This window comes from Pontibacter anaerobius, assembly GCF_026241195.1.
GTDB lineage: Bacteria > Bacteroidota > Bacteroidia > Cytophagales > Hymenobacteraceae > Pontibacter > Pontibacter anaerobius.
Genome location: NZ_JAPFQO010000012.1, coordinates 54,002 through 78,558 on the forward strand (window position 1 = coordinate 54,002; position 24,557 = coordinate 78,558).

Sequence of the window (24,557 nt, forward strand, 5' to 3'; positions counted from 1 at the left end):
TTTATTTTACTTCTTCTTCGCTTCATACTTCACCTCTGCCACCACCGGGAAATGGTCCGACGGGAATAGACCGTTGGCATAGGTGTCTGTAAGTATACCATATCGGGCAACTTTGAAATCTGAAGAAAGCCAGATGTGGTCGATGCGCTCGTCGGTGTGGCGGTTGGCCTCAAAACCATTGAAGGTTCCGCGCGGGGCGTAGCGCTTGTCGGCCAGTTGGAAGGCTGGTGTTAGGTTGCTGCCGGTGCTCATGGCTGTATACTTCTCATCCTTCTGGCTGAAGTTGAAGTCGCCGGCAAGTATAACAGGCGCTTTTCCGGCTATCTCTTTTATCTTCTGCTGAATCAGCTTTACGCTCTCAGTTCTGGCCTTTTCGCCGCGGTGGTCGAAGTGTACGTTGAACAGGTAAAACGTATAGCCGGTAGTCTGGTCTCTGAACTCGCCCCAGGTACACACGCGCGGGAAATCGGCATCCCAGCCCTTGCCCGGTTTCTCAGGAGTTTCGGAGAGCCAGAAGTGGCCCTGCTTCTCTAGTTTATACTTATCTTTCTTGTAGAAAACAGCCGCATACTCACCGGCCTGCTTGCCATCGTCGCGGCCCACGCCAATGTGGCCGTAACCCGGCAAGGCCTTTGCCATACCCTCCAGCTGGTGGTGCTGCACCTCCTGCGTCCCGAAAATATCGAAGTCATGGAACTGCACTAGGTCAGCGATAACAGGCAGGCGCTTGTTCCAGGCGTTTACGGTGTCGCTCTTATTGTCGTAACGGATGTTGTAGGTGGCTACGCGCATGGTATGGGTTTGGGCAAGTACGGAGGTGCTGCAGAACAGCAGCAGCAGGCTGGCCAGGTATAAAGCTTTGGTCATTATCGTTATTGGTTTGGTTTAAGTATGAATTTGTTTTTGGATAGTAGATCATCCCCCCTTCAAAAGCAGGGTCGTTTCATTCTAAAAAAATAGACTCAATAATTACTGTCATTCTGTAAATAATCTTGGTAGAAAGTGTGATAAGCTGTTGCTACTGGCTCACAAGATCCTTTCAGGATGACAAAAAAGAGAGAATGAAACGGCCCTGCCTTCAAAGGGGGCTTTTTATTCTCACATGCTGGCGCGGGTTTGTAACCCGTGTCTCACTATAACGTCGGATTTGCAATCCGGCTGGGCCAGAGGCCCAACTATAGCCAGTCACGAGTGTGGACACTCGCGCCATTACAAAAGAATGTATCAGAATGAAAATAGCATTCCTTTCAAAGGGAAGACAATCGCTTACGAAAAAGTCATCCAGAGCTTAAGTTAAGCTTTTTACCCAAGGCCACCAAAGTATAAACCCGCCACCTTTGGCTTCGCACTTTTCATCATTTTTTTACGACCTTTGTACTTATTAAAAGTATAAACACCCTTGTCTGAGCTACTGAACTTTAATTACCCGCCGGAGCCGGCCACCGATCGCGTCACGCTGTTTGCCGACGTGATTCTGCCCCTGCCCCTGCCCAAGCTGTACACCTACCGCATCCCTTACGAGATGAACGATGAGGTGTCGGTGGGCGTGCGGGTGATTGTGCAGTTTGGCTCTAAGAAGGTACTGAGCTGCATCGTAGCCGATGTCCACGAAAATGCCCCGGCCGATTACCAGGCCAAGTATATCCTGGATGTACTGGATGATAAACCGATCATTACGGCTCCGCAGCTTAAGCTTTTCAAGTGGATCGCGGATTACTACATGTGCACGCTCGGCGAGGTGATCAACGCCGCCCTGCCCTCAGCGCTCAAGCTCAGCAGCGAGTCGAGGATACAGCTGCACCCGCACTACAACCCTGAGGAAGACGAGCTTATACTTGCCCCGCAGGAGGAGAAGATCATTTTTGCGCTGCAGAACAACCAGGCCCTCACCTTTACGGAGGTAGGCAACCTGCTACAGCTCAAGAGCTATCATAAGTTTATCAAGTCGCTCATCCAAAAAGAGGCGATCATTATTTTTGAGCAGGTGAGCGATAAGTTCTCGCCCAAGGTGGTGAAGAAATTACGCATTACAGAGCATTTTGTGCAGGAAGAGGGCCTGCTGGAGGAGCTGTTTAACCAGCTCACGCCGCAGCCCAAGCAGCTCGATATTCTGCTCAACTACCTGCAGCTCGTGCCCGTGCACCAGGACATTAACCTGAACTACCGCGGCATCGAGAAAAGTGCTCTGACCAACAATCCGCACCTGTCGACCTCGTCCATCAACACGCTCATCAAGAAAGGCGTGCTGGAGCAGTTCGACCAGATCGTGTCGCGCTTCCCGATGGAGCATGACAACCAGCAGCTGCCCATGGCGCTGTCGGAGCACCAGCTGCAGGCCAAAGATGAGATCCTGGGCCTGTTTAAAGAGAAGGAAACCGTGCTGCTGCACGGCGTAACGGGCAGCGGCAAAACCGAAGTATACATTGACCTGATCAAACACGCCCTGGACAGCGGCGGACAGGTTTTATACTTGCTGCCCGAAATCGCCCTGACTGCCCAGATCGTAACGCGCCTGATGAAAGTTTTCGGCGACAAGCTGGGCATCTACCATTCCAAGTTCTCCGACAACGAGCGCGCCGAAGTATGGCAGGGCGTGCTTTCAGGACGTTTCCAGGTAGTGATTGGCGTACGTTCGTCTATTTTTCTGCCCTTCCACGATTTGTCGTTGGTGATTGTGGATGAGGAGCACGAGCCTAGTTATAAGCAGTACGACCCGGCCCCACGCTACAACGCCCGCGAAACGGCGCTGATGATGGCGCACCTGCAAGGGGCGAAGACTTTGCTGGGCTCTGCCACGCCCTCCATCGAGAGTTACTACAACTGCAAGACCGGCCGCTGGGGTTTGGTAAGTATGACCAAGCGCTTCGGGGAGGCCAAACTACCTGAGATAGAGCTGGTGGACACACGCCGCGAGCAGCAGCGCAAGAACATGCACAGCCACTTCTCAGCCAAATTGCTGCAGGATATCGAGGAGCGGCTGAAGCGACACGAGCAGGTGATCCTGTTCCAGAACCGCCGTGGCTACGCCCCTTTCATCAGCTGCGACGAGTGCTCCTGGATACCCAAGTGTAAGTTCTGCGCCGTGAGCCTCTCCTACCACAAGTATAACAACGAGCTGCGCTGCCACTACTGCGGCTACCACGAGCGCATGCCCCACGACTGCCCCGCCTGCGGTGCCACCACGCTCAGAAGTATGGGCTTCGGCACGGAGAAGGTAGAAGACGAGCTGAAACTTATGCTGCCCAATGCCGAGGTGCAGCGCATGGACCTGGACACCACCAAGAAGAAAAACAGCTACCAGCAGATTATATCGGATTTTGAGAGTGGCCGCACCAACGTGCTGGTAGGCACCCAGATGGTAACCAAGGGCCTCGACTTTAAAAACGTGAGCCTGGTGGGAATATTAAATGCCGACACCATCATCAACTTCCCCGATTTCCGGGCGCATGAGCGTGCCTACCAGCTGTTTGTGCAGGTAAGCGGGCGCGCCGGGCGCAAGGGCAAGCCGGGTTCGGTCATCATCCAGACCCGCGATCCGCTACAACCCATTTTCAACAAGGTGCGCAGCAACGATTACCAGACGCTGTACGAGCACGAGATAGAGGAACGCATGCGTTTCGGTTACCCACCATTTACGCGCATGATCCGCATCACCGTGAAGCATGCCGATGATAAGATAACAGAGAATGCCGCCATCGTGCTGGCCAAAGATCTGACTGACCGCATGGGCAAGCAGCAGGTGCTGGGGCCGGAGGTGCCGTACATCTTCAAGATCCGCAACCTGTTCCTGCAAGAGATCCACATCAAGCTGCCCCGCGACACCACGAACCTGAAATCTGCCAAAGGCCAGATCGCGCAGGCCATCTTTAACCTGAAGCTTTTGTCGGATTTTAAAGGGATAAGAGTAGTGGCCGATGTGGACCCGGTTTAGGCTGGTTAATCACAAGCTCCTATACTTATCAAGCTTATTTTACAGCGGTTGAAGAAACCTACCTACATAGGACTATAAATTTAAAGGTATGCGTATGACTGTAGCGGTTGCTTTGAAAGTATAAGCCTCTCCGTTCTGTTAGCTACGCGATAAAAAAATATTTTTTTAGTATCCATAACAACCTTCTGCAAACCCCTCGCGTAAATATAGATACCTTTGGCTAAAAGTTGAGAACCTGAAAGTCTGATTGTTCAGAAGGAACAGTATAGACTTTCAGGTTTTTCCTTTCTATACCTCCCCTTCTATTCCGGCTTTTCCTTCTTAAAAATCAGGAACAAATAAATTGTACCAAAAATCAGGAAAACCACCAATAGGATAATATCCATAGTGGAGTAATTTCCGGTGTATACCCTGTAGCCATTAAGGCCTGCAAACACAAAACAGGCAATGGCCATAAATACACGGTAAATTTTACGATTCTTCATGAGCTAAAAATATGATTATAGAAGAGCTGTTTTAAGTTGCCGCTTTTCTTTTTGTTGTAAAGTATACTAGTTGTAAAGTATACAATTATTTAATCTGAGCAAGTAAAGTAAAGCAGGTTTATACTTTCCGATCAGGCGTTTACTCACCCTTTTTGTTATCCCATCATGTAAAGCAATACCCATGCGGTTATAAGCAACGTGCCTAGTAAGTTCAGCACAAAACCAGCCCGCACCATCTGGCCAATGGGTACCTGTTTGCTGCCGTACACAATGGCGTTTGGCGGTGTAGCCACAGGCAGCATAAAAGCCATACTACAGGCTACCACCACGCCCAGCACCGGGTACAGCAGCGGAAGTTCCAGCCCGTGCAGCACACCAATAATAATGGGTACGAAGGTGATGGCAATAGCAGTGTTGGAGCTAACTTCCGTCAGCATCAGCACCAGGAAAACCAATACCAGCACCAGCAGCGCCTGTTGCTCAGGGTCTACGAAGGTAGTAATACTGCGCCCGATTATATCAGCAAGCCCGGAACTTACCACCAGTTGCCCCAGCGCCATCCCCCCGCCGAAAAGCAGAATCGTGTCCCAGTCTATCTTTACCAGGTCTTCGGCGGTGAGTGTGCCTTGGCCTTTGTTCTCGCGCCCCGGCGGAATAAGGAAAAGCAGTAGGGCTGCCAACACGGCTACGGTGCTTTCGGCAAAGTAAGTGCTCATAAAGGCATACGCCTCCTCCATCTCCAGCAAATTGAACACGCCCGGTGCCAGCCAAAGTATAACGGCCAGGGTAAAAACACCCATCGTTACCATTTCTCCTTTGCGCAGTTTTTCTTTTTGGCGCTGCCGCTCGGCCACATACGCCTGCACAAGGTGCCTGTCATAAACACCTTTGCTCAGGAAATAACGCATGTACAGCAGCATGGCGCCATACATGCTCAGCGAGATAGGCAGCGCCAGGTACATCCACTGCAAAAAGTCGATGCGGATGCCCTCCTGGGCCAGGTAATTTACACCGATCAGGTTAGGCGGAGATCCAATAATGGTGCTGATGCCCCCAATGGAGGCGCTGTAGGCAATGCCCAGCAGAAAGTACACGGATGAGCTTTTCCCCTGCTCCGGCGGACAAATCAACTGTGTAACGCCCAGCATGAGCGGCAGCAGCATGGCCACCGTCACGGAGTTGCTCACCCACATCGACAGCACATAGGATACCACCGAGAAACCTAAAAAAAGCCGGAACAGGCTTTGCTGAAAAAAAGGGCGGGAAAGTATAAACAGGGCGATTCGCTTGTCCAGGCCGTGGCGAGTCATGGAGCGGGCCAGCAAAAAGCTCCCGATAAAGAGCAGAATAACAGGGTGGCCCAGGTTCTGGAAGGCATTCTCTATCTCGGCTATGCCCAGCATAACTGCCACCAGCACACCCAGAAAAGCTGTCATGGAAAGCGGAATTACCTCCGCCATCCAAAACACCACACAAAAAGACATGATGGTAGCCACCATGCGCGCTTCGTAATTTAGAACAGGGGTGAGGAGCCATACAAGCAGTGCCAGCAGTGGCGCTACCACCATACCAATATTTCTACGCGTGAGGGACATAGCTATACTTTAGCTTTTGCAAACAAGACAACTTCTCCTGAAAGTATAGGGAACGGTGGCAGAGGTGCCGCCGCTTTAGGCCTTCAGGTAACGCTCCCGGATAATTTTCTGGTGATGCACCTCGTGCCCAAGTATAACATAGCCCAGCGCCCGAACGCTTGCCTCCATGCCATTGGCAGTGCCTTTCTGCTGCAGCGCCTCTTCATCAAAGCTCTTAAAAAGCTCAATAGTGGCTGTGCGCAGCGAAGTATACTCTGCAATAATGGAGTTGATGTCGCGGGAATTAGCTTTGGAGTACTGCGTGTACAGGTTCTCATCAAAACCCGGCAGGTCGGTTTTATCGTGACGGGCGAAGCGCAGGGCACGGTACGAGAAGATGCGCTCGGCATCCATCAGGTGCACCATAAGCTCCTTGATCGTCCATTTGCCTGGCTCGTAGCTGTAGTGCAGTTGCTCCTCCGTGAGCCCCTGCACCATGCCGGTAATGAACACGTAGCTTGCCGTCAGCCCCTCTATCAGATCCTCGGTTTGAGCCTGTTGGATATAGTTGGCCATGTAGCCGGTGTACTCGCCCGGTGCTGGCGGTGTTATGATTGGTTGCGTTTGCATGCCTCAGTATCAATAAGTATAGATGCAAGGTACGAATTTATACTATATAGTGGTTAAGGGGAGTATAGCTGCTTGTTATCCGTAGTTTATACTTTGGATACCTTCATAGCTGTCAGTTTATCCTTTAGCCGCTGCTTCCTGCCCTTTCTAGCTACCGTTCATCCTCACTCTTACGAGCTTCTTGTTTAATCCCCTCCTGCGCAAGACTCCAGACTTGTGTCTTATAATGATGTTGAGTTGGTAACGCAACTGGCTTGAAAAGCCATACCTGGTACTTTGGTTATTCTCATACTCCCGCTGTTCCAGACTTCCTAGTCCGCGTGAGCCATACTTATACTTCCCTAGCTTCGGCTTCCTGCAACTAGAACCAAGCTATACTTACTAGCTGCTGTTTATCCGCAGTCTTACAAACCTATCGTTTCATTTCTGGCTTTGGCTCCCTCCAGCCCGGGAGGGCTCGTCTTCCCGCATCGCGCTGGGAGCTTTTCCTTTGCTCCTGCGTCGCAATGCCTCGCTACCGCTCGGCACCGGAAAAACTCCAAAGGCGCTCAACGGAAAAACTGGGATCAGATTCGATAGCTACAGTCATTGCTATAGAACAAGTCTGATTCCCCTCCTCGGAGGGGAAGGGGTGGGTTAATCGTTCCTTAGCTCTAAACTCTTAACTTCCAGTAAGGGGCAGGGATGGTTGGATCCGGTACAACAGAAAATCCTGTGGACCCTATTATCCTATTCATACTGGCCAAACACAAAAATCCCCTGCTCTTTTAGAGAACAGGGGATTTTCAGGTTATACCTTATACTTCTGCTACTGCCCTACCACAAAAACGGCATTCCCGAACAGCAGCTTACCGCCTTGCCAGAAACCACGGAACAGCGGGTTATCAGCCAGGTAGATAACTTGCCCGCGGCCCAAATCCTGTGAACCAAGTATAAGCGCGTCTTTCAGGTTCTCCTTTGCCTCCTGGCCAACATAACCAGCGGCGTAGTTGTCCTTTTTCAACACCCCTACATTCCAGCCTTTCTCCAGGAAATTGAAGGTGTCGGCCGAGCGAATAAGCGCAAAGTAACTATCGCCATAGCCAAAGGCCAATGGATGCGTTTTGTCCAGGTCCACGCGGTAAATACTGCCTTGCACCTCCTCTGCTAAAGCCTCACGCTCTCTTGAGGCGTAGGAGCGCAGATTCTTGTATGGGTCATCGTTTTTGCCAGTGTCTTTTTTCGCCTCTTTCTCTTCAGAATCTGCACCTTTTTTCTTCAGATCGATTCCTTTTTTACCAGCCAGGAAACCGGCTGCACTCTCCAAAGCGATCAATTTGCCGCCACCGCGCACCCAGTCCTGCACCTTCTCCAGCGTTTTCTCGTCCAGCACCTTGGCATAAGAGCCGGTAGGCAGGATCAACACATCAAACTCCTGAAGCGGCACCTGGCTAAAGTAGGAGGTATTTAGTACGGTAACCGGATAATTGATTTGCTGCTCAAAGTAATGCCATACTTCTCCGAAACCGTAAGGTGAAACGCCTTCGCCTGACAATAGAGCCACTTTTGGCATTTTCAGGTAGCGCACGTTGCCGGAGCCAAAGTCAGCGCCGCTGCTCACAAAGCCGGTGTTGGTGGCACCAAGCTGCACCCCGTGCTTTTGCGCCAGATCACGCACCACTGTATCAAACTTATCGCCCAACCGCTCATTTCCGGTGCGCGTAATAATCAGCGTACCTGCATCATAGGTAGTGCCATTTATTTCAAACGGACGCTCCGCCATGCGTACTTTCACGTTCTGCTGCATCAGCTGCGTGGCAAATTTCAGGTCCTGCACACTTTTCCAGCTGGCCAGGTAGGCGTATGGTTTTTCGATGCTGATGGCGGCAGCCTCAGCGGTAGCCGGCTTTGTTTTGCTCATGTCCACTTTTCCCTTCACGGCATAGGCCTGTACCCCGTAGGCATAAGGCAGTGCCCAGGAGGTAATGTCGTAAGTCAGGGAATCTTCCAGGGTAGATTTTGGCTCGAACAGCACTTTCACCAGCACAGACTTCGGCTGGTACATGCTGATCACCACATCCTGCGGCGCCAGGTCCAAGCGTTCGGTTTTGCCGTTGCTGTAGTTATAGCCTCTCAAAGATCCTTTTTTACCCGCATAGCCAAACTGTATCCCCTGCTGCGTCAGATAATCGGTCAGCATGTTCAGGTTGCCGGCCCCGTTCTCCCCGCTCTTTATCACAAAGGATTTATACTCGCCCTCCGGATCGCGGAGGCTGTTGTCGTAGTACTTGCGGAACTCCTGCTTCAGTTGGTCAGCCTTTTCGGAAGTGGCTTTAATGGTTGCCTCACTGGCCGCCACATGGTGTGCAATGCGGTCAGCCAGGGTCAGGGTATCACCGTCCGATTTCTTGTAAGCCAACCCTGCACGGCCCGAGCCGCCCTGCTCATAGGTCATGCCGATGGCACCGTTGTAAGTCGGCCAGGTATCACCGTAGCTCGGGTAAAACAAGTCGAAGCTTTCGCGGGTAAAGTATAACCAGTTGTTCTTGTCGAAGTACTGGCGGTTATACTCACCGATGGTATTCTGGAACTGGCGCTGCCATGGGGTGATACTTTCGTGGAACGGTTTGGCCGCCGGCGAGAAATAGTAAGGCGACTCCGCGCCCATCTCATGGAAATCGGCGTGCACCTGCGGCAGCCAGTTATTGTACACTTTAAGGCGCTGCTTCGACTCCACCTGCGTTTGCCAGGCCCAGTCGCGGTTCAGGTCGAAGTAATAATGGTTTGGTCTGCCGCCCGGCCATGGCTCCCAGTGCTCCCAGGCATAAGGCGAGGCATTGCCGCCCCGGTTAGATGCCTGCTTGTACCACTGCACGTAGCGCTCGCGGCCGTCCGGGTTCACTACAGGGTCAAGTATAACTACAGTATTCTGCAGCCACTGCTTGCTTTGTGCATTCTGTGGGTTCACCAGGTCGTACAGCACCTGCATCACCGACTCCGAGCTTACCGACTCGTTGCCGTGCACGTTGTAACTGAGCCATACGATGGCCGGCTGCTCGCCCTGCACCGTCCCCTGCTGCAGGTTAGCCTGGCGCAAGTTGTTCTCCCGGATCTGCTCCAGGCGCGGCAGGTTCTCATCGGAGGCTACATAAACCAGCACCAGCGGGCGCCCCTCGTAGGTGCGGCCATACTCCTCCACTTTTAAACGGGAGGGAGCCTGTGCGGCCAGGTGGTTCACATAATCCAGGATGCGGTTTTGGGTGGTGAACTGCTCGCCCAGTTCATAGCCAAGGAATTGCGCCGGCGACTGCAGTTGCTGCTGCGCCACGGCAGCCTGCACACTCAGTAACACCAGCCATAAAGCGGCAATACGCTTTAGCTTTTTTATCATGATGTTTTTTGTGGGTAAAATTTTGATGGAGTTTCTAATTCAATACAATCTGCGCAAAAACAGCGAATATGGCAAATTTGTCTTTAATTCGGTAAGCTGGCCATACCTGGCACAGCAGCATAACACTTTAAGAAAATCTGTAAAGATGTTTAAACAGATGTAAATTTCCTTACCTTTGTACCCGAATCCCGTTTTGGGTTTCTTAACGCCCTCCCTCCTACTGAAAACAAAGCGCTGCTGCCAGAGCTATACCTGCAGCAAGCCCGGACAGTAAGAAATCCTTACATCTTCAACCTGAAAAAGTATGGTTTGACAAAAGATGTTGGTACAGGGGGCGAATTTGAATAGAAACTAAACTAACTAAACTACACTCAGACCCGGTGCATTGCACCGGGTTTTGTTTTTTGCGGCTGTTTATACTTTCAAGGCTTTACACGTATTAATCAGGTATGCATTACGTGTTAGGTAAATTATCAGCTTTTATACTTTGGGCGCTGGTTTCGGTGGCTGGCGTGGCGGCGCTCTTTCTGGCAGCGGCATTTATACTTGGCAGTATTACGGTAAACAGTGGGTATGCACAGGTGCAGCCGCAGGAGGAGCACATCGAGATCTACGTCACTTCCAACGGGGTGCATACCGATATCATCGTACCGGTCTCCTCCCCTTACATAGATTGGCGCGAGAAGCTGCCGGCGCACCAATTCGGCAACGTAGACAGCACCTACCGCTACATAGGCTTTGGCTGGGGCGACCGCAAGTTCTACATGGAAACACCCGAATGGACGGATCTTACCCCCAAAGTAGCCATTACAGCCGCCCTCTGGCCCACCCGAACCGCCATGCACGTAGAGTACATCCGAAACAAGCTGGTGCCTACCAGGCGGCAACGCCCTTTACGCATCTCTCCGGAGCAGTACCGCCAGCTCATTTCTTACATCGATAATTCTTTTGTGCAGCAGGAAAATGGCCGTTACCTGCACATCAGCAACTCAGGCTACGCTGGACAGGATACTTTTTATGAGGCGAACAGGAAGTTTTATATCCTGAAGAACTGCAACAATTGGGTAAACCAGGGGCTGAAAAGTATGGGCGTAAAAACGGCAGTGTGGGCACCGTTACCGGTCTCTATTATGCGGCACCTGCGCTGAAAAAGAAAAACCCCGGCATGTGCCAGGGCTCCTACTTAAATCACTAAACACTATACTTATTTCATGGGGATCTCCATCAGTAGCAGTTCGGCATCGCCGGAGGCGCTGATTTTCACAATATCCGCCTCACTAATACCCATGCCGTCGCGCTTACCGAGTTTCTCACCGTCAATCTCCACTTCTCCTTCTATCACAAAGGCGTAGAGACCGTTGCCTGCCTTGTGCAGTTGATACTCCTCCGAGAAACCGTTTTTCAGCGTACCCAGCGTAAACCAGGCATCCTGGTTTATCCAAAGGGCTTCGCCATCCTTTTCAGGAGAAACCACGGTCTGCAGCCTGTTTTGCCTGTCTTCCGGCTTAAAGGTTTTCTGACCGTAGCGCGGATTTATGTCCCGCTCTTTAGGGAACACCCAGATCTGCAAAAAGTTCACAGAATCTGTTTTAGATCCGTTATACTCCGAATGCGTCAGGCCGCTACCCGCCGACATGATCTGTACTTCGTTTGTCCGGATCACCTCCTGGGTGCCGGTGCTGTCGCGGTGCGCCAGCGAGCCCTTCAGCGGAATCGAGATGATCTCCATGTTGTCGTGGGGGTGCGTGCCGAAGCCCATGCCCGGTGCCACCACGTCATCGTTCAGCACGCGCAGCAGCCCGAAGCCCATACGCTCAGGATTATAGTATTGCGCAAAACTGAAGGTATGGTGCGAGTCGAGCCAGCCATGGTTGGCGTGGCCTCGTGTATTTGCTTTATGAATTACTTTCTTGCTCATAGTTTTATACTTTGAAATTACTTTTGCTCCCACTGTCCTTTAAACACTAGCTCACGTAGCGGCTTGCGCTTGCGGGGCGCCAGTTCGCGGGCTTTCAGCGGCTCTGGCAACGACTCCGGGTCGCCTGCATAACCGACAGCGCCCATAGCAACGGCTTCAAACCCATCTGGTATTCCCAGCTCCTGCTTTGCCATGGCGGCATCAAAACCACCCATTAGGTGTACATGCAGCCCTAGCTCGGTTGCCTGCAGCAGCAGGTTTCCGGTGGCCAGCCCAACATCGTGCCAGGCATGCTTGTTTGGGCTTCCGTTAAAATCATACTTTGTTTTGGCGATGGAGACAAAAAGCGCCCCTGCGTTCTTCGCCCAGTTGTTGCCCTCTACCAACAGGCTTCCTAATTTCTCAAAAACCTCCTTATCCTCTTTGGTGGCATAGATAAAGCGCCACGGCTGCTCGTTCATGGCAGAAGGCGCCCAGCGGGCCGCTTCAAACAGCGCCTCCAGCTGCTCCTCACTTACAGGATCGTTAGTGAAAGCGCGCGGGCTCCAGCGGTTCTCTATTAACGTATGGGTGGCTATGCTATTCTCTGTTACAGTTGTCATATCTCGTATTTAAAGTATAAGCTGTTTGTGAATTATTTTGTTCAGCACAAATTTAATGTACATACATATAATGTACAAACACCATAAAGATTTAGTTCAGATCTTTCACTTTATTAACAAGCTATACCTGGCTCAGGTGCCAATTGGATAAGCTATACAAGTGTAACCTTGGGTTTCAAGTGTAATCATGGCCTCTCCGGAACTCCTGGCTGAGGCAATACGATAGCTCTGTTTCTAATTTTGTATCTTTGCAAATCTAAATCAGATATAAAACCATGAGTGAGTATACCCCACTAAGCGAAGTAGGCGAGTTTGGCCTGATCCGGAAGATAAAAGAGAAAATAGAATTAAGCAATGAATCCACTATCAGAGGCATTGGCGATGATGCGGCCGTGCTGGAGCCAAAGGAAAAACAGGTGGTGGTAACCTCAGACATGCTGCTGGAGAGCGTGCATTTCGACCTGACCTTTTGCCCCCTGAAGCACCTGGGTTACAAAGCCGTAGCCGTGAACGTGTCGGATATTGCGGCCATGAACGCTAAACCTACGCAGATTACCGTAAATATTGCCGTGGGTGCACGCTTTACACTGGAGGCTGTGGAAGAGCTGTATGAAGGCATCCGCCTGGCCTGCGAGAACTACAAAGTGGACCTGGTGGGCGGCGATACGACTTCTTCCAGAGCGGGTCTGGTTATAAGTATAACGGCCATCGGCGAGGCTGCCCCGGAGCAGGTGGTGTACCGCGACGGTGCCAAGGTGAATGACCTGGTATGCGTTACCGGCGACCTGGGAGCTGCCTACATGGGCCTTCAGATTCTGGAGCGCGAGAAGCAGGCGTTTATGGCTAACCCGGACATGCAGCCGGAATTGGAAAGCAAGCAATACATTGTGGGCCGCCAGCTACGCCCAGAGGCCCGCATGGATGTGATCTACGACCTGAAGGAGCGCGGCATCAAGCCTACCTCCATGATCGATATTTCGGACGGGCTGGCCTCGGAGCTGTTTCATATCTGCAGCCAGTCTAAAGTAGGTGCCGTGGTGTACAAAGATAATCTGCCTGCCGACCCGCAGATGCTAGAGACCGCCGTGGAGTTCAACATCGACCCGCTGACCTGCATCATGAACGGCGGCGAGGACTACGAACTGCTTTTCACCGTTCCGCTATCTGCCTACGACGAGCTGAAAAACCACCCAGACATCACCATCATCGGCAACATAACCGAAGCCAGCGAAGGCGTGAACCTGGCAACCAAGTCCGGGCAGGTGTTCCCGCTGAAGGCGCAGGGCTGGAGCCATTTTTAAGACATTTATACTTTGACAAAAAAATAAAGGCAGCTGTAGTGGCTGCCTTTCTGCGTTTAGTGTAAGTGAGCTTATTTTTGTCTGCCTCCTTCTTTGTTTTTGTCATCCTGAAAGGATCTTGTTGGCAAGGAGCTATAGCTTAACCTCTTTTCTTCCAAGATTCTTTACAGAATGACAGGAGCTTTCTGTTCAACATATTTTGAACCTATAATTCCAGGTACCAGAGAAGTAAAACCGGCTTGCAGAGGCTTATCAGATCTTCTAATCCTCCGGGTAAGGGATAAACACAAAGTTCTGGAATTCGCCGTCCACCACAAACAGGCAGCAGTATTCATCCGGGTCTTTGTAGGCGGCTTTAAACTCCTCTATCTTGTCCTCCATCACCAGCTGGCGCTGCACGAAGTCCTCCAAATAGGAAGCATTGATGTGCCAGTCCAGTGCCACTTCTTCTTTAGCCAGGAACACCGAGCCCACCGGCACCTGCGTGCGGCTGAACACAAAGATCGGGTACTCCGATATCTTGCGCTTGCGCACCTGGTACGATGCCTCCTTCAGCGTCTCGGCCACCACCACAAAATCCTTTGAGATAGTGCCCAGGTATTTACCATTCAGTTCCGGATCGTTTTCCATATTTTTATTTGCGTTTCACGTAGCACGAATCAGGTAGCAAGACTTTCGTATACTTTTGTCATGATACTTGATACGTGCTACGCGATACGTTTTCTATTTAGCGGTTAACAATACTATATTCTCTACGTGGTGCGTCTGCGGAAACATGTCCACGGGCTGCACACGCGTTACGTCATACTTCTCTGAGAGCCACTCCACATCGCGGGCCTGCGTAGCCGGGTTGCAGCTCACGTACACAATGCGGTTCGGGTGCACCTGCAGCAGTTTCTGCACCACATCCTCGTGCATGCCGGCACGAGGCGGATCTGTGATCACTACATCCGGCCTTCCGTGGCGGGCAATCAGCTCATCCGACAGGATATCCTTCATGTCGCCGGCGTAGAAGGTGGTGTTGGTAATGTTGTTGATCTGTGAGTTGATCTTGGCATCCTCGATGGCGCTCGGCACATACTCTATACCAATGACCTCGCGGCACTGCTTGGCCACGAAGTTGGCGATGGTTCCGGCTCCGGTATAGAGGTCGTACACCAGCTCGTCTCCGGTCAGGTTGGCCAGCTCGCGGGTTTTCTTGTACAGTTCGTAGGCCTGGTCGGCGTTGGTCTGGTAGAAAGACTTCGGACCCACGCGGAACCTGACGCCCTCCATCTCCTCGTGGATGTACGGCAGGCCTTTGTAGCACACCACCTCCAGGTCGTGGAAAGTCTCGTTGCCTTTGGCGTTTACCACGTACTGCAGCGAGGTGATCTCCGGGAAAGTCGCGGCCAGGTGCTCCATCAGCGCCTGCATCTCCTCCGGCCTGTCCTCGTACACCTGCACGATCACCATCAGCTCGCCGGTGTTGGCGGTGCGGATGATCAGGTTTCGCATGTAGCCCTCCTGCTTCACAATGTCAAAAAACGGCAGGCTGTGCTCCTTGGCATACTTTCGTACTTCCAGCCGGATGGCGTTGGACGGATCCGGCTGCAGGTAGCAGTGCTTGATGTCGAGGATCTTATCGAAGCGGCCCGGGATGTGGAAGCCCAGCGCGTCGCGGTCGAACTCCTGCCCAGACTGTATCTGCTCCTTGGTGAGCCAGCTGGTGTTGGAGAAGGTATACTCCAGTTTGTTACGGTAGTAGCGCGTTTTCCCGGAGCCAAGTATAGGATCGAACTCCGGCAGCGGCACCTTACCGATGCGCTCCAGGTTATCTTTCACCTGCTTCTGCTTAAAGTATAGCTGCGTGTCGTAACCGATGTGCTGCCACTTACAGCCGCCGCAGGTTCCGAAATGCTCGCAAAACGGCTGCACCCGCAGCTCCGACAGCTCATGGAAATGCACAGGCTCGGCCTCCAGAAAGCTTTTCTTCTTACGCGTAATCCGCAGGTCCACCACGTCGCCGGGGGCTACGCCAGCCACAAATATCACCATGTTATCATGGCGCGCCAGGCATTTGCCCTCGGCCACCATGTCCTCGATCTTCACTCCCTCGAGTATCTCGAATTTCTTCTTCTTGCTCTTATTTCTCACAGTGCCGCAAAATTACAAAATTATAGGGAGATAGGGCGCAGGTTTCGTTACTTGGTTATTAGGTGATAGTTGTTGGTGTTTATTCAGATGGATGTAGAGCCGCAATATGTTCCGCCTCTCAGGCTTCCAAAACCAATTAGCAATTACCAATCAAAGATAAAAAGTATCTTTGCGGTTGATTTTAGTTCAAGAAAGTATAAAAATGAAAGATAAAGTAGTGCTGATTACCGGCGGCACGTCGGGTATCGGCAAGGCGCTGGCCTTCTCCTTCGGGCATGAGGGCGCCAAGGTAGTAGTGTCAGGCCGCAACCAGCAAAACCTCGATCAAACCAGCCAGGAATTGAGCGCAGCGGGTGTAGACAACCTGGCCGTGAACGCCGATGTGAGCGTGGAGGAGCAGTGCCAGCGCATGGTACAGGAAACAGTCAACAAGTATGGCCGCCTCGATGTGCTCATTAACAACGCCGGCATCTCGATGCGCGCGCTGTTCGAAGACGTGGACCTGGACGTGATCCGCAAGGTGATGGACATTAATTTCTGGGGCACCGTGTACAGCACCAAGTATGCGCTGCCATACATTAAGCAGGCAACAGGCTCTATCGTGGGCATTTCCTCCATAGCCGGTTACCGTGGCCTGCCAGCTCGCACGGGTTACTCTGCATCCAAGTTCGCGATGCACGGTTTCCTGGAGACCTTGCGTACAGAACTGCTTCACTCGGGCGTGCACGTACTGCTTGCCTGTCCTGGCTTTACGGCCTCTAACATCCGTAACACCGCCCTGGCAGCCAATGGCCAGCAGCAAGGCGAAACACCACGCGCAGAAGAGAAAATGATGAGTGCCGAAGAGGTAGCAGAGCGTATCCTGAAAGCCACTATTCAACGCAAACGCGACCTGGTGATGACGACACAAGGCAAGCTTGCCGTCTGGGTGAACAAGCTTTTCCCGAGCCTGGCCGACAAGCTGGTGTACAATGTGATGGCCAAGGAGAAAGACTCGCCGCTGAAGAAGTAACTATCTGCGTATCACGAAACACGAATCAAGTATCAAGACTTAAATCTTACATAAAATTGATTTTGTACACACGAACACGTGATACTTGATTCAAGCTACGTGATACGCTAATCAGGGCAGCTCCAGCAAATTACTCTTGCGGATGTAGGCCTTCTCCCCTTTCCATTTTATCTCGTACCAGATATCCTGCTCCCCGGTAATTGGCACTTTATGGCCTTGCGAGGCGGTAGCGATCCAGTTTGCACCTGCAGAGGGGGCCGACATGATGGCTACCTGGTTGTTTTTAATGATGCCTTCGTCGCCGAGGTTCAGGAAATTGATAAAGTAAAGTATAAACAGCAGGTAAAGTATAAAGCCAGCCTTAAACACCGTATTGAACCGGTAGCCCCTGCGCCACCTGAACAGCATTATCGTAACGGTTATTACCGCTGCCAACAGCATCAGCTCCAGCATACGCATGTAATGCTTGCTGAACTGGGTCTTGAAAAACTGAAGGTCGTTGTACTCATAACCCTGCAGGCGGTGCGCCTGCGCCAGTTCTTCCATCTTGCGTAGGGTAGACCGGCTGGGCTCCTTGGTATAGAACATGTGCAGGTAATACATGGCGCTGGTATAGTCGCGGAGGCCCTCCTTGATATAAGCCATTTTCAGGAGCATCTGCGGCGAATAATGCTGCTCCTGCTCTAGCAACTGCTCATACAGAACAAAAGCATCAGAATAACGTTGATTCTGAAATAGAGAATCTGCTTTAGCCAGTGTTAAGTTAGTAGCCTGAGCACAAGCCGGTTCTGCCAAAACAGCCAAAAAAATAATCAGAAAGGCAGATATTTTGGAGAAGATATTTTGCATTTAAAAACTTAGCTGTTAGTTTTGCATCGCAATTCAGGGAAACGCCTTGAGAACGCAAGTTAATAAATAAACTGATTCTGTAGCTCAGCTGGTAGAGCAATACACTTTTAATGTATGGGTCCTGGGTTCGAATCCCAGCGGGATCACAATCGAAAGCCAAAGCCTTTCTTAACGGGGAGGCTTTTTCTTTCAGCCTCTTGCAAGGAGAGGAAAAAGAAGCTGAAAATTTATTTTGATAATTTAACTTAAGCTTCTACCTTTGCACTCCCAAACAGGGAAAAACAACGATTCTGTAGCTCAGCTGGTAGAGCAATACACTTTTAATGTATGGGTCCTGGGTTCGAATCCCAGCGGGATCACTTCAAAAGCCTCAAACACACGTTTGAGGCTTTTTTTATTTTATACTCTAAACAAATATCTCTATATACCTGTATTCTCTACAGATAATTGCCGCTGTTAAACCACAACCCCGTTCCTTATGGAAGATGCCGTAAGAATATATGTTCCGGTCTCCGTCTCCTACCCTGCCCTGGAAACTGTGCTGAAAAGCCAGTTGACCGGTGAGTACATCCCGAAGCCGGAAGAAGGATCAGACATGCTCCCCTACGCGCAGATTCTGGATGTGGGCATTAGCGGCAGCAACACAGGCGCCAACGAGGTGATCCTCCGGATCAGGATACGAATCCTCCGCACCATGCTGAAGCGTGATAACGTGGACTTATATGTGCTGGCTAACTTAGGCTACGAGAATGCCACCCAGCAACTTTTTGTGCAGCAGTTCCACCTTACCTCCAGAACCAGCAGCGGCCTCTTTAACACAGGCCTGGAGGTGCTGGTAAACAAAGTGGCCTATAATCAGATCATCAAAAAAGCGAGGGTAAACCTGAGCCAAATCATCTCAGCAGAAATGCAGAAGGCAAACGGAATGCTGTCGGAGGGTTTAGAAGTAAAGGGAGTCAGGTTGATGGGGGCGGTAAACGAGGTTCGGGTGCAGAACATCACGCCCCTGCCCGACAGGGTAAGCCTTTCGGTGGAACTTACAGGAAACGTAGAGGCCACCGTACTAGACCTTACAAGCATTTTGCCTTCCAAATAAAGAGAACAGCGGTTCCCTTCCAAAGAGATAGTACTTCCTGACAAGTACCAAGTATAAAAGTATAGTCCCGGCACTTATGAAATGCCGGGGCTATACTTTTATACTTTAAGCTTTAATTACTTCGTATGCATTTTGTCTAACAATTCATAGCGGGCACGGTGCTGCTCTGGCTTCGCTTCGGACTTTACATCTATATGCATTATCTGCACCTTGTCGCCTTTGTTTGCTGCCGGCCATGTGGGCAGGCCTTTGCCATTAGGATCTCCGGTTTTAATAAAGTTGGCAAAGTAGCTCTGCATTACTTCCGATACTTTGTAGTCTTCCTGAGTCCAGGCGTATACTTTGTTTGAGGCAAGGTTGCCCAAGGCGTACTCAATCTCAGCAGAGTGGACCGCTCCCCTGGCCTGCGGCATTTTAATGGCATTGGGGTCATTTTCTTTCACAACACCGCCAGCCAAACCAGATGAAGCATTGCCCATCTCAGGCACCATCGGCGGTCGCGGGCGCTCGTACAGGTATCTGTACACTGGCTTGCCTGCGGTCTGACTGTGCAGGTCCATCCATTTCCAGGTACTATAGGCTATAAAACGGTCCCCAGCCAGGTCGGTGGCAGCCTGCACCACTTCCTCCGCTGTGGAGGCCGGGTATACGTTCAGGATCGCTTCGGCCTTGTCTCCATACAGGCGCTGCACCGCATTCTTATAGTTCTCCACCGTTGGCTCCTCCCTGCCCAGCACAGCCATATACGTCATTTCCTCGGAGTTCCAGCCGGCCAGCAGCGGCACCTTTGCCTGCTCCCCGGCCGCAAAAATGGCCACCGGCGATTTCGGGAAGAAGTACCCATCCAGGGTAGCCACAAATCGCCCCACCCCCGGCTTGCCTGTTGCCTCCAACAGCTGCTGCGCAGGTATGGCACGAAGCTCAGCCAGTGAGTTAGCTCCAAGGCTTTTGGCAAAATTTACTCCGTTCTGCTCTGCCTCCGCCAACGGCACCGGGTCCAGGGCAGTATTTACAAGGGCACCACTCTCTCCTATCGCGCCAGCTATCAAATTTTTAGACAGCGGACTGGCCATCTGGGCGCTCACGGAGATAGAGCCGGCCGACTCACCGGCAATAGTTACCCTGGCAGGGTCTCCGCCAAAGGCGGCAATATTCTGCCGCACCCAGTGCAGCGCTGCGCTCTGGTCCAGGTAGCCGTAGTTGCCCGATGCCCCATGCGGCGATTCTTTTGTAAGCTCCGGATGCGCGAAAAAGCCGAATGCGCCCAGGCGGTAGTTTACCGTTACGGCCACAATCCCCTTCTTTGCCATACTTTCGCCGTCATACCGTGGCTCGGAACCATCGCCGGCCATAAAACCACCTCCGTAGAAGTATACCAGCACCGGCAGTTTCTCCTTCTCCGATTTTGCCGGAGTCCACACGTTCAGGTACAGGCAATCCTCGCTCATGCCGTCCGAGCGGAAGTTCATATCACCGAAGATGGGCAGCTGCATAGCCCGTGGCCCGAACTTTTTGGCGCTGCGTACGCCCTGCCAGTTCTGCACCGGCTGCGGCTCACGCCAGCGCAGATCGCCGGTGGGCGGCGCTGCAAACGGTATTCCTTTAAAGGCGCGGACACCGCTTTCTTCCATAGTGCCCTCTACTAAACCATTCACCGTTTTGGCCTGGTTAGTGGATAAGAGACCTGCTGATTTAGATTTTTTCTGGGCATTGGCTTCGGGCAGCAACTGCAGGCCCAGCAATACGAATACAAGGAGTGTTTTAAGGTATGGCATATTTCAATTCGATAGTTTGCAAACAGTTCTTTTAATGTGTTATTTTAACATAATGATAAGAAAGTTTCTTGTTGTGTCAAAATAACATATTGATAATTTTCCATACGTAATGCCTCCCAAAAAAACCATCCTCAGAGATGCCGCGCCATACTTGCCTGAGCTTACCCTGGACTGCGTGATCCTTAGCTTTCATGAAGACCGGCTCAAGGTACTGCTCCTGCGCTGGAAGGGCACACAGGAGTGGAGTCTGCCGGGCGGGCCTATCCAAAGAAACGAGGCAGTGGACGCAGCGGCTAACCGCATTCTGAAGGAGCGCACGGGCTTAGACGATATCTTTTTGCAGCAGTTTCATGTGTTCGGGGAAGTGGAGCGCTACAACCGGGAGGAGATAAGGCACAAGCTAAAGCACCTGATAGACCCGGACAAGTGGTACGAGCGGGCTGTGTCGGTGGGGTATTATGCGTTAGTAGATTATACTAAAGTTACGCCTACCCCTGATGCGTATACGGAGCAATGTGCTTGGTGGGATGTGCAGCACACCCCTGCCCTGCTATTCGACCATAACCACATCATTCATGTTGCCCGCCAAGCCCTGCGGACACAGCTTAGCTGGCAGCCGATTGGTTATAATCTTTTACCGGAGCAGTTTACTTTGCCGGAGCTCCAGCGCCTTTACGAAGCTATTCTGGGCAAAACGTTAGACCCGCGTAATTTTCAACGTAAAATGCTGAGTCTTGGCATACTGGAGCGCCTGGCTGAACGGCGACGGGGTGGCGCCCATAAGTCCCCTTACCTGTACCGTTTTAAAAAGGAGCAGTACGAATTGAAATTAAAAGAGGGCAACCTGTTCTTTACCTGACCAGGACGAGGAGGTCACCAGCAAGTATAAAGTATAAAAGTATAGCCCCGGCACTTAAAAAATTGCCGGCGCTATACTTTTATACTTTATACTTATGCACTAGGCCTCCGCTTTAAAGTGGGTTTCGAAGAGTTTATACTTATACTTTGGGTATTCCTTCAGCACGGCCACCAGCGCGAAGATCGCACCGCCTACTACCACCGGGTACACCAGGTACAGCAGCGGGTGTATAAGCGGCAAAAACAGCAGGCACAGCAGCCCGATCGCGATAAAGTTGAACAGGTAGGATGCCTTGGCGCTAAAGCTGAACAAGCCTCCTGACACAGTTTTAGGGCTTATGATGGAAGCGATTATACTTAGCGGCGCCAACACCAGCACACTGGCCATATACATCATCACGATAAAGAAAGCCGCATCGTGGTTAAAAACAGCCACATACACAAAGGTAAGCACAGCATCTATGAGCAGCGGCAGGCGCAGGGCCATCCAGGTAACTGTCAGAAAATCCTTTACGGTTCCGCTTGAGCGCTCAACCGTCAGCCACAGGTTTCGGTAAAAGCCCCACACATTGTTAAACACATAGGAAAACACCACCAGCGGCCCCACAAATAACCAAAGTGCGCCTCCCTGGTCCAGCAGGTGCTCCCCTTTCTTGGCGACGGCCAGCGCATCGGCCCCAAGTATAAACGCCTTGAAAAAGAAGCCGAACAGCAACATCTGGCGAGCCTGCTTATGGTTTTTGAATAAGCGCCAGCCAAGGCTGCGGCGGGCATTGCTGCTATAGTTCACGGTCTTGCGCCGCGGCTCCGAGGCAGTCTTTTCCAGGAAAAAATTAGCGACCACAAAAGCACTCAGCGCCGCCAGGTGTACCACCAGCATCAGCCATTCGGAGGCCGGGTAAAACATAGGCTTGCGCACCTGCAGCGCCACAAAGGCCGCCGCCATTACGGCCGCCGAATAGAAATTGGCGCTCCGCCAGCGCACCCGGCGCTCAATAAACACTTGCAGCGAGCGGAGCGTTATGTGCGCCGTAAGTATAACCAGCACACTCTGAAGCAGGTGCAGCAACGTATAAAACGGCGACATCAGGTACATCAGCACCAGGAAATTGAGCAGCACAAAATAAAACGGCGACACCAGTTCCACCACCAGTTCGGTACGGAACCGCTCCAGCGCCGACACCGGGTACAGTTGCGGTATAAGGTTTGCCTTAGGTATGTATGCCGGGAAAAAGCCCTTCAGGATAATGATAGCCAGCATAAACAGGTTGGTATACTCCAGCACCTGGTCTACGTTCAGTTTGGTGCTGCCCTCACCGGCCTGCTGCAGCAGGAAGGCAAACATCCAGCTATATACACCCGCCGATACCAGCCCCAACGACAGCAACAGCACACGCTGCAGGCGCTTCTGCCTGAAAAAGCTGTTGATACGGGCACGGCACGAGAATAAGATCAGATCCATGTAATGAGTTAAGTATTTTAAGTTAAGAGTTGAGAAGGCTGCACTAACGCAATTTAACTTTAGCTCTTAACTGATTTAGGTAAGCATCCAGTCCAGGGTGGCCTCCGTGTTGTGGTGCGGCAGCAGTAACTGGAAAAGCGCCTGGTCAATCAGGTTGGAGCCGTTCATGGTAAACTCCTGCACCGACCCGTTGTACATCAACTGCCCGTCGTTCAACACCCCAATATGTGTGGCGATCTTCTCCACGTAATTAAGGTCGTGGGAGGAGATCAGGATAACCCGGTTAGCGTTGCGGTAACTGCGGATAAGCTGCACCAGCAGTTGCGCCGCAATCGGGTCGAGGCCGGTAAAAGGCTCGTCGAGGATGAGCACCTGCGGCTTGTGCAACATGGCAGCGGCAATGCCAACCTTCTTTTTCATGCCGGTAGAGTAGCCGGCCACGTTCTTGTGCAGCGATTCCTTATCGGTAAAGAAATAATTTACGAGGCTCTGGATACGCTCCTCCGCCTCGAGGGCCGGAAGCTTGTACAGTTTTGCTACAAAGTTGAGGTACTCGATACCGGTAAACTCCTCTATGAGCGGATTATCTTCGCAAAGTGCGCCAAGATTTTGCTTGACCTCCAACTGATGCCGGTGATAGTCTTTGCCAAACAGGGAGATGCTGCCACTGTCGGGCTGCACCAGGTCGAGAATGCAGTTAAGGAAGGTACTTTTGCCTACTCCGTTCTTGCCCAGCAGGCAATAAATCTGCCCGCTTTCGATGGTCAGGTCCAGCTCCTGCAGCACCTCTTTCTTACCAAACTTCTTCGACAATCCCGTTATTTCTATACTCATATATTTGTATCGTAGCGTGAAGGCCCAGGAAATAAAAATGCACTACAAGCCTGTAGCACAAGCATAAAGGTATAAACAATCTCTGAAAGCCCCTAAGATTACAGCTGCTTTATCTAAATAATTTTATACTTTTTAAAGTGCACCGTTCTTTCTTATGTGCTAACACAGATAGCGTTGCATAAGGTTCTTTAGCCGGCATATTTTAGCCTTAAAGTATAAACAACGCATTTTTTTGATTGTTTGCTTTTGCTTTTGTCAGGGCGTGTATATACTTTTGCATCCTACTTTTACCAGCGCACGTGGTGAAATCGGTAGACACGCCATCTTGAGGGGGTGGTGCCTTCGGGTGTGGGAGTTCGAATCTCCCCGTGCGCACTTTCAAAGCCCTATTCTGTCAGGATAGGGCTTTTTGTTTTTAGGGCCCCTTCCAAACCACTTTTGTACTCTCCTATTGCCTTGCTCCCAGTGACCTATCCAGTGACCTATAATCCTTAGGCAACTTGGGTCACTAAAATACTTACAAGTAACTGATTAAGTTTGTTTTACAATAGCGCGACTTGTATTTAAACGGTCTCTTCAAAAAGCAAAAACCATGAAGCTCCCCTTATATCCCCTTCTGGCGCAAGTCTCCAGACTTGTGTCCTATAATGATGTCGAGTTTGTAACTCGACTGGCTCGCAGAGCCATACCTTATACTTTGGCTTTACTTGCTGGCTGCTGATTC

At 51.3% G+C, this 24,557-nt stretch carries 19 protein-coding genes and 3 tRNA genes; 9 read left to right on the forward strand and 13 right to left on the reverse strand.

Annotated elements, in window-relative coordinates; translation table 11 throughout:
- Positions 1 to 6: 6 nt before the first annotated feature.
- Positions 7 to 867, reverse strand: coding sequence for an endonuclease/exonuclease/phosphatase family protein (locus OO017_RS17100; protein ID WP_266053915.1), 861 nt, complete (start codon positions 865 to 867; stop codon positions 7 to 9).
- 532 nt (positions 868 to 1,399) lie between these two features.
- Here OO017_RS17100 and priA point away from each other — a divergent pair.
- Positions 1,400 to 3,931, forward strand: coding sequence for a replication restart helicase PriA (gene priA, locus OO017_RS17105; RefSeq protein ID WP_266053916.1), 2,532 nt, complete (start codon positions 1,400 to 1,402; stop codon positions 3,929 to 3,931).
- Between the two features lie 302 nt (positions 3,932 to 4,233).
- Here the strand turns inward: priA and OO017_RS17110 are convergent, their stop codons facing one another.
- The 4 genes from OO017_RS17110 to OO017_RS17125 form a co-directional block, all read right to left on the reverse strand.
- On the reverse strand, positions 4,234 to 4,416 hold the full coding sequence (locus OO017_RS17110) for a hypothetical protein (RefSeq protein ID WP_266053917.1): 183 nt from the start codon (positions 4,414 to 4,416) through the stop codon (positions 4,234 to 4,236).
- Positions 4,417 to 4,571: 155 nt separating this feature from the next.
- A complete protein-coding gene (locus tag OO017_RS17115) occupies positions 4,572 to 6,011 on the reverse strand; it encodes an SLC13 family permease (protein WP_266053918.1) in 1,440 nt (479 codons plus the stop codon).
- 75 nt (positions 6,012 to 6,086) lie between these two features.
- The gene (locus OO017_RS17120; protein ID WP_266053919.1) at positions 6,087 to 6,620 is read right to left on the reverse strand and encodes a DinB family protein; all 534 of its coding nucleotides are present in this window, start codon (positions 6,618 to 6,620) and stop codon (positions 6,087 to 6,089) included.
- A gap of 808 nt (positions 6,621 to 7,428) precedes the next feature.
- Positions 7,429 to 9,990 (reverse strand): M14 family metallopeptidase, encoded by a 2,562-nt coding sequence (locus OO017_RS17125; RefSeq protein WP_266053920.1) that lies wholly within the window; start codon positions 9,988 to 9,990, stop codon positions 7,429 to 7,431.
- A 449-nt stretch (positions 9,991 to 10,439) separates the two neighbouring features.
- Between OO017_RS17125 and OO017_RS17130 the strand changes: the two genes are divergently transcribed.
- A complete protein-coding gene (locus OO017_RS17130; protein WP_266053921.1) occupies positions 10,440 to 11,138 on the forward strand; it encodes a TIGR02117 family protein in 699 nt (232 codons plus the stop codon).
- Between the two features lie 56 nt (positions 11,139 to 11,194).
- Here the strand turns inward: OO017_RS17130 and OO017_RS17135 are convergent, their stop codons facing one another.
- Together OO017_RS17135 and OO017_RS17140 are read right to left on the reverse strand one after the other, a co-directional pair.
- Positions 11,195 to 11,908 carry a pirin family protein gene (locus tag OO017_RS17135; protein ID WP_266053922.1) on the reverse strand — a complete coding sequence of 238 codons (714 nt, stop codon included), beginning with the start codon at positions 11,906 to 11,908 and terminating at the stop codon, positions 11,195 to 11,197.
- A gap of 17 nt (positions 11,909 to 11,925) precedes the next feature.
- Positions 11,926 to 12,510 (reverse strand): nitroreductase family protein, encoded by a 585-nt coding sequence (locus OO017_RS17140; RefSeq protein WP_266053923.1) that lies wholly within the window; start codon positions 12,508 to 12,510, stop codon positions 11,926 to 11,928.
- Positions 12,511 to 12,785: 275 nt separating this feature from the next.
- Here OO017_RS17140 and thiL point away from each other — a divergent pair, with 275 nt between their 5' ends.
- Positions 12,786 to 13,811 carry a thiamine-phosphate kinase gene (thiL, locus tag OO017_RS17145; RefSeq protein WP_266053924.1) on the forward strand — a complete coding sequence of 342 codons (1,026 nt, stop codon included), beginning with the start codon at positions 12,786 to 12,788 and terminating at the stop codon, positions 13,809 to 13,811.
- 261 nt (positions 13,812 to 14,072) lie between these two features.
- Here thiL and OO017_RS17150 read toward each other — a convergent pair whose 3' ends face one another.
- Together OO017_RS17150 and rlmD are read right to left on the reverse strand one after the other, a co-directional pair.
- Positions 14,073 to 14,441, reverse strand: coding sequence for a hypothetical protein (locus OO017_RS17150; protein WP_266053925.1), 369 nt, complete (start codon positions 14,439 to 14,441; stop codon positions 14,073 to 14,075).
- A 93-nt stretch (positions 14,442 to 14,534) separates the two neighbouring features.
- On the reverse strand, positions 14,535 to 15,947 hold the full coding sequence (gene rlmD, locus OO017_RS17155; RefSeq protein WP_266053926.1) for a 23S rRNA (uracil(1939)-C(5))-methyltransferase RlmD: 1,413 nt from the start codon (positions 15,945 to 15,947) through the stop codon (positions 14,535 to 14,537).
- A 202-nt stretch (positions 15,948 to 16,149) separates the two neighbouring features.
- On the opposite strand from rlmD, the gene OO017_RS17160 reads away from it, so the two are divergent.
- Positions 16,150 to 16,959, forward strand: coding sequence for an SDR family oxidoreductase (locus OO017_RS17160; protein ID WP_266053927.1), 810 nt, complete (start codon positions 16,150 to 16,152; stop codon positions 16,957 to 16,959).
- A gap of 111 nt (positions 16,960 to 17,070) precedes the next feature.
- On the opposite strand, the gene OO017_RS17165 is transcribed toward OO017_RS17160, so the two are convergent.
- Complete coding sequence (locus OO017_RS17165; protein WP_266053928.1) at positions 17,071 to 17,808, reverse strand: SH3 domain-containing protein; 738 nt, start codon at positions 17,806 to 17,808, stop codon at positions 17,071 to 17,073.
- Between the two features lie 73 nt (positions 17,809 to 17,881).
- Between OO017_RS17165 and OO017_RS17170 the strand changes: the two genes are divergently transcribed.
- The 3 genes from OO017_RS17170 to OO017_RS17180 all read left to right on the forward strand — a co-directional run bounded on the left by OO017_RS17170 (position 17,882) and on the right by OO017_RS17180 (position 18,904).
- Positions 17,882 to 17,954 (forward strand) — tRNA-Lys (locus tag OO017_RS17170).
- 140 nt (positions 17,955 to 18,094) lie between these two features.
- Positions 18,095 to 18,167: transfer RNA gene (locus tag OO017_RS17175), tRNA-Lys, on the forward strand.
- A gap of 119 nt (positions 18,168 to 18,286) precedes the next feature.
- Entirely contained in the window at positions 18,287 to 18,904 is a 618-nt protein-coding gene (locus tag OO017_RS17180) for a DUF4403 family protein (RefSeq protein ID WP_266053929.1), read from the forward strand.
- 116 nt (positions 18,905 to 19,020) lie between these two features.
- On the opposite strand, the gene OO017_RS17185 is transcribed toward OO017_RS17180, so the two are convergent.
- On the reverse strand, positions 19,021 to 20,679 hold the full coding sequence (locus OO017_RS17185) for a carboxylesterase/lipase family protein (protein WP_266053930.1): 1,659 nt from the start codon (positions 20,677 to 20,679) through the stop codon (positions 19,021 to 19,023).
- 109 nt (positions 20,680 to 20,788) lie between these two features.
- On the opposite strand from OO017_RS17185, the gene OO017_RS17190 reads away from it, so the two are divergent.
- Positions 20,789 to 21,538, forward strand: a complete 750-nt coding sequence (locus tag OO017_RS17190; RefSeq protein WP_266053931.1) for an NUDIX hydrolase — start codon at positions 20,789 to 20,791, stop codon at positions 21,536 to 21,538.
- A 99-nt stretch (positions 21,539 to 21,637) separates the two neighbouring features.
- Here the strand turns inward: OO017_RS17190 and OO017_RS17195 are convergent, their stop codons facing one another.
- Complete coding sequence (locus OO017_RS17195; RefSeq protein ID WP_266053932.1) at positions 21,638 to 22,999, reverse strand: hypothetical protein; 1,362 nt, start codon at positions 22,997 to 22,999, stop codon at positions 21,638 to 21,640.
- A 75-nt stretch (positions 23,000 to 23,074) separates the two neighbouring features.
- On the reverse strand, positions 23,075 to 23,833 hold the full coding sequence (locus OO017_RS17200; protein WP_266053933.1) for an ABC transporter ATP-binding protein: 759 nt from the start codon (positions 23,831 to 23,833) through the stop codon (positions 23,075 to 23,077).
- A 293-nt stretch (positions 23,834 to 24,126) separates the two neighbouring features.
- Between OO017_RS17200 and OO017_RS17205 the strand changes: the two genes are divergently transcribed.
- A tRNA-Leu gene (locus tag OO017_RS17205) sits at positions 24,127 to 24,208 on the forward strand.
- The last annotated feature ends 349 nt before the right edge of the window (positions 24,209 to 24,557 follow it).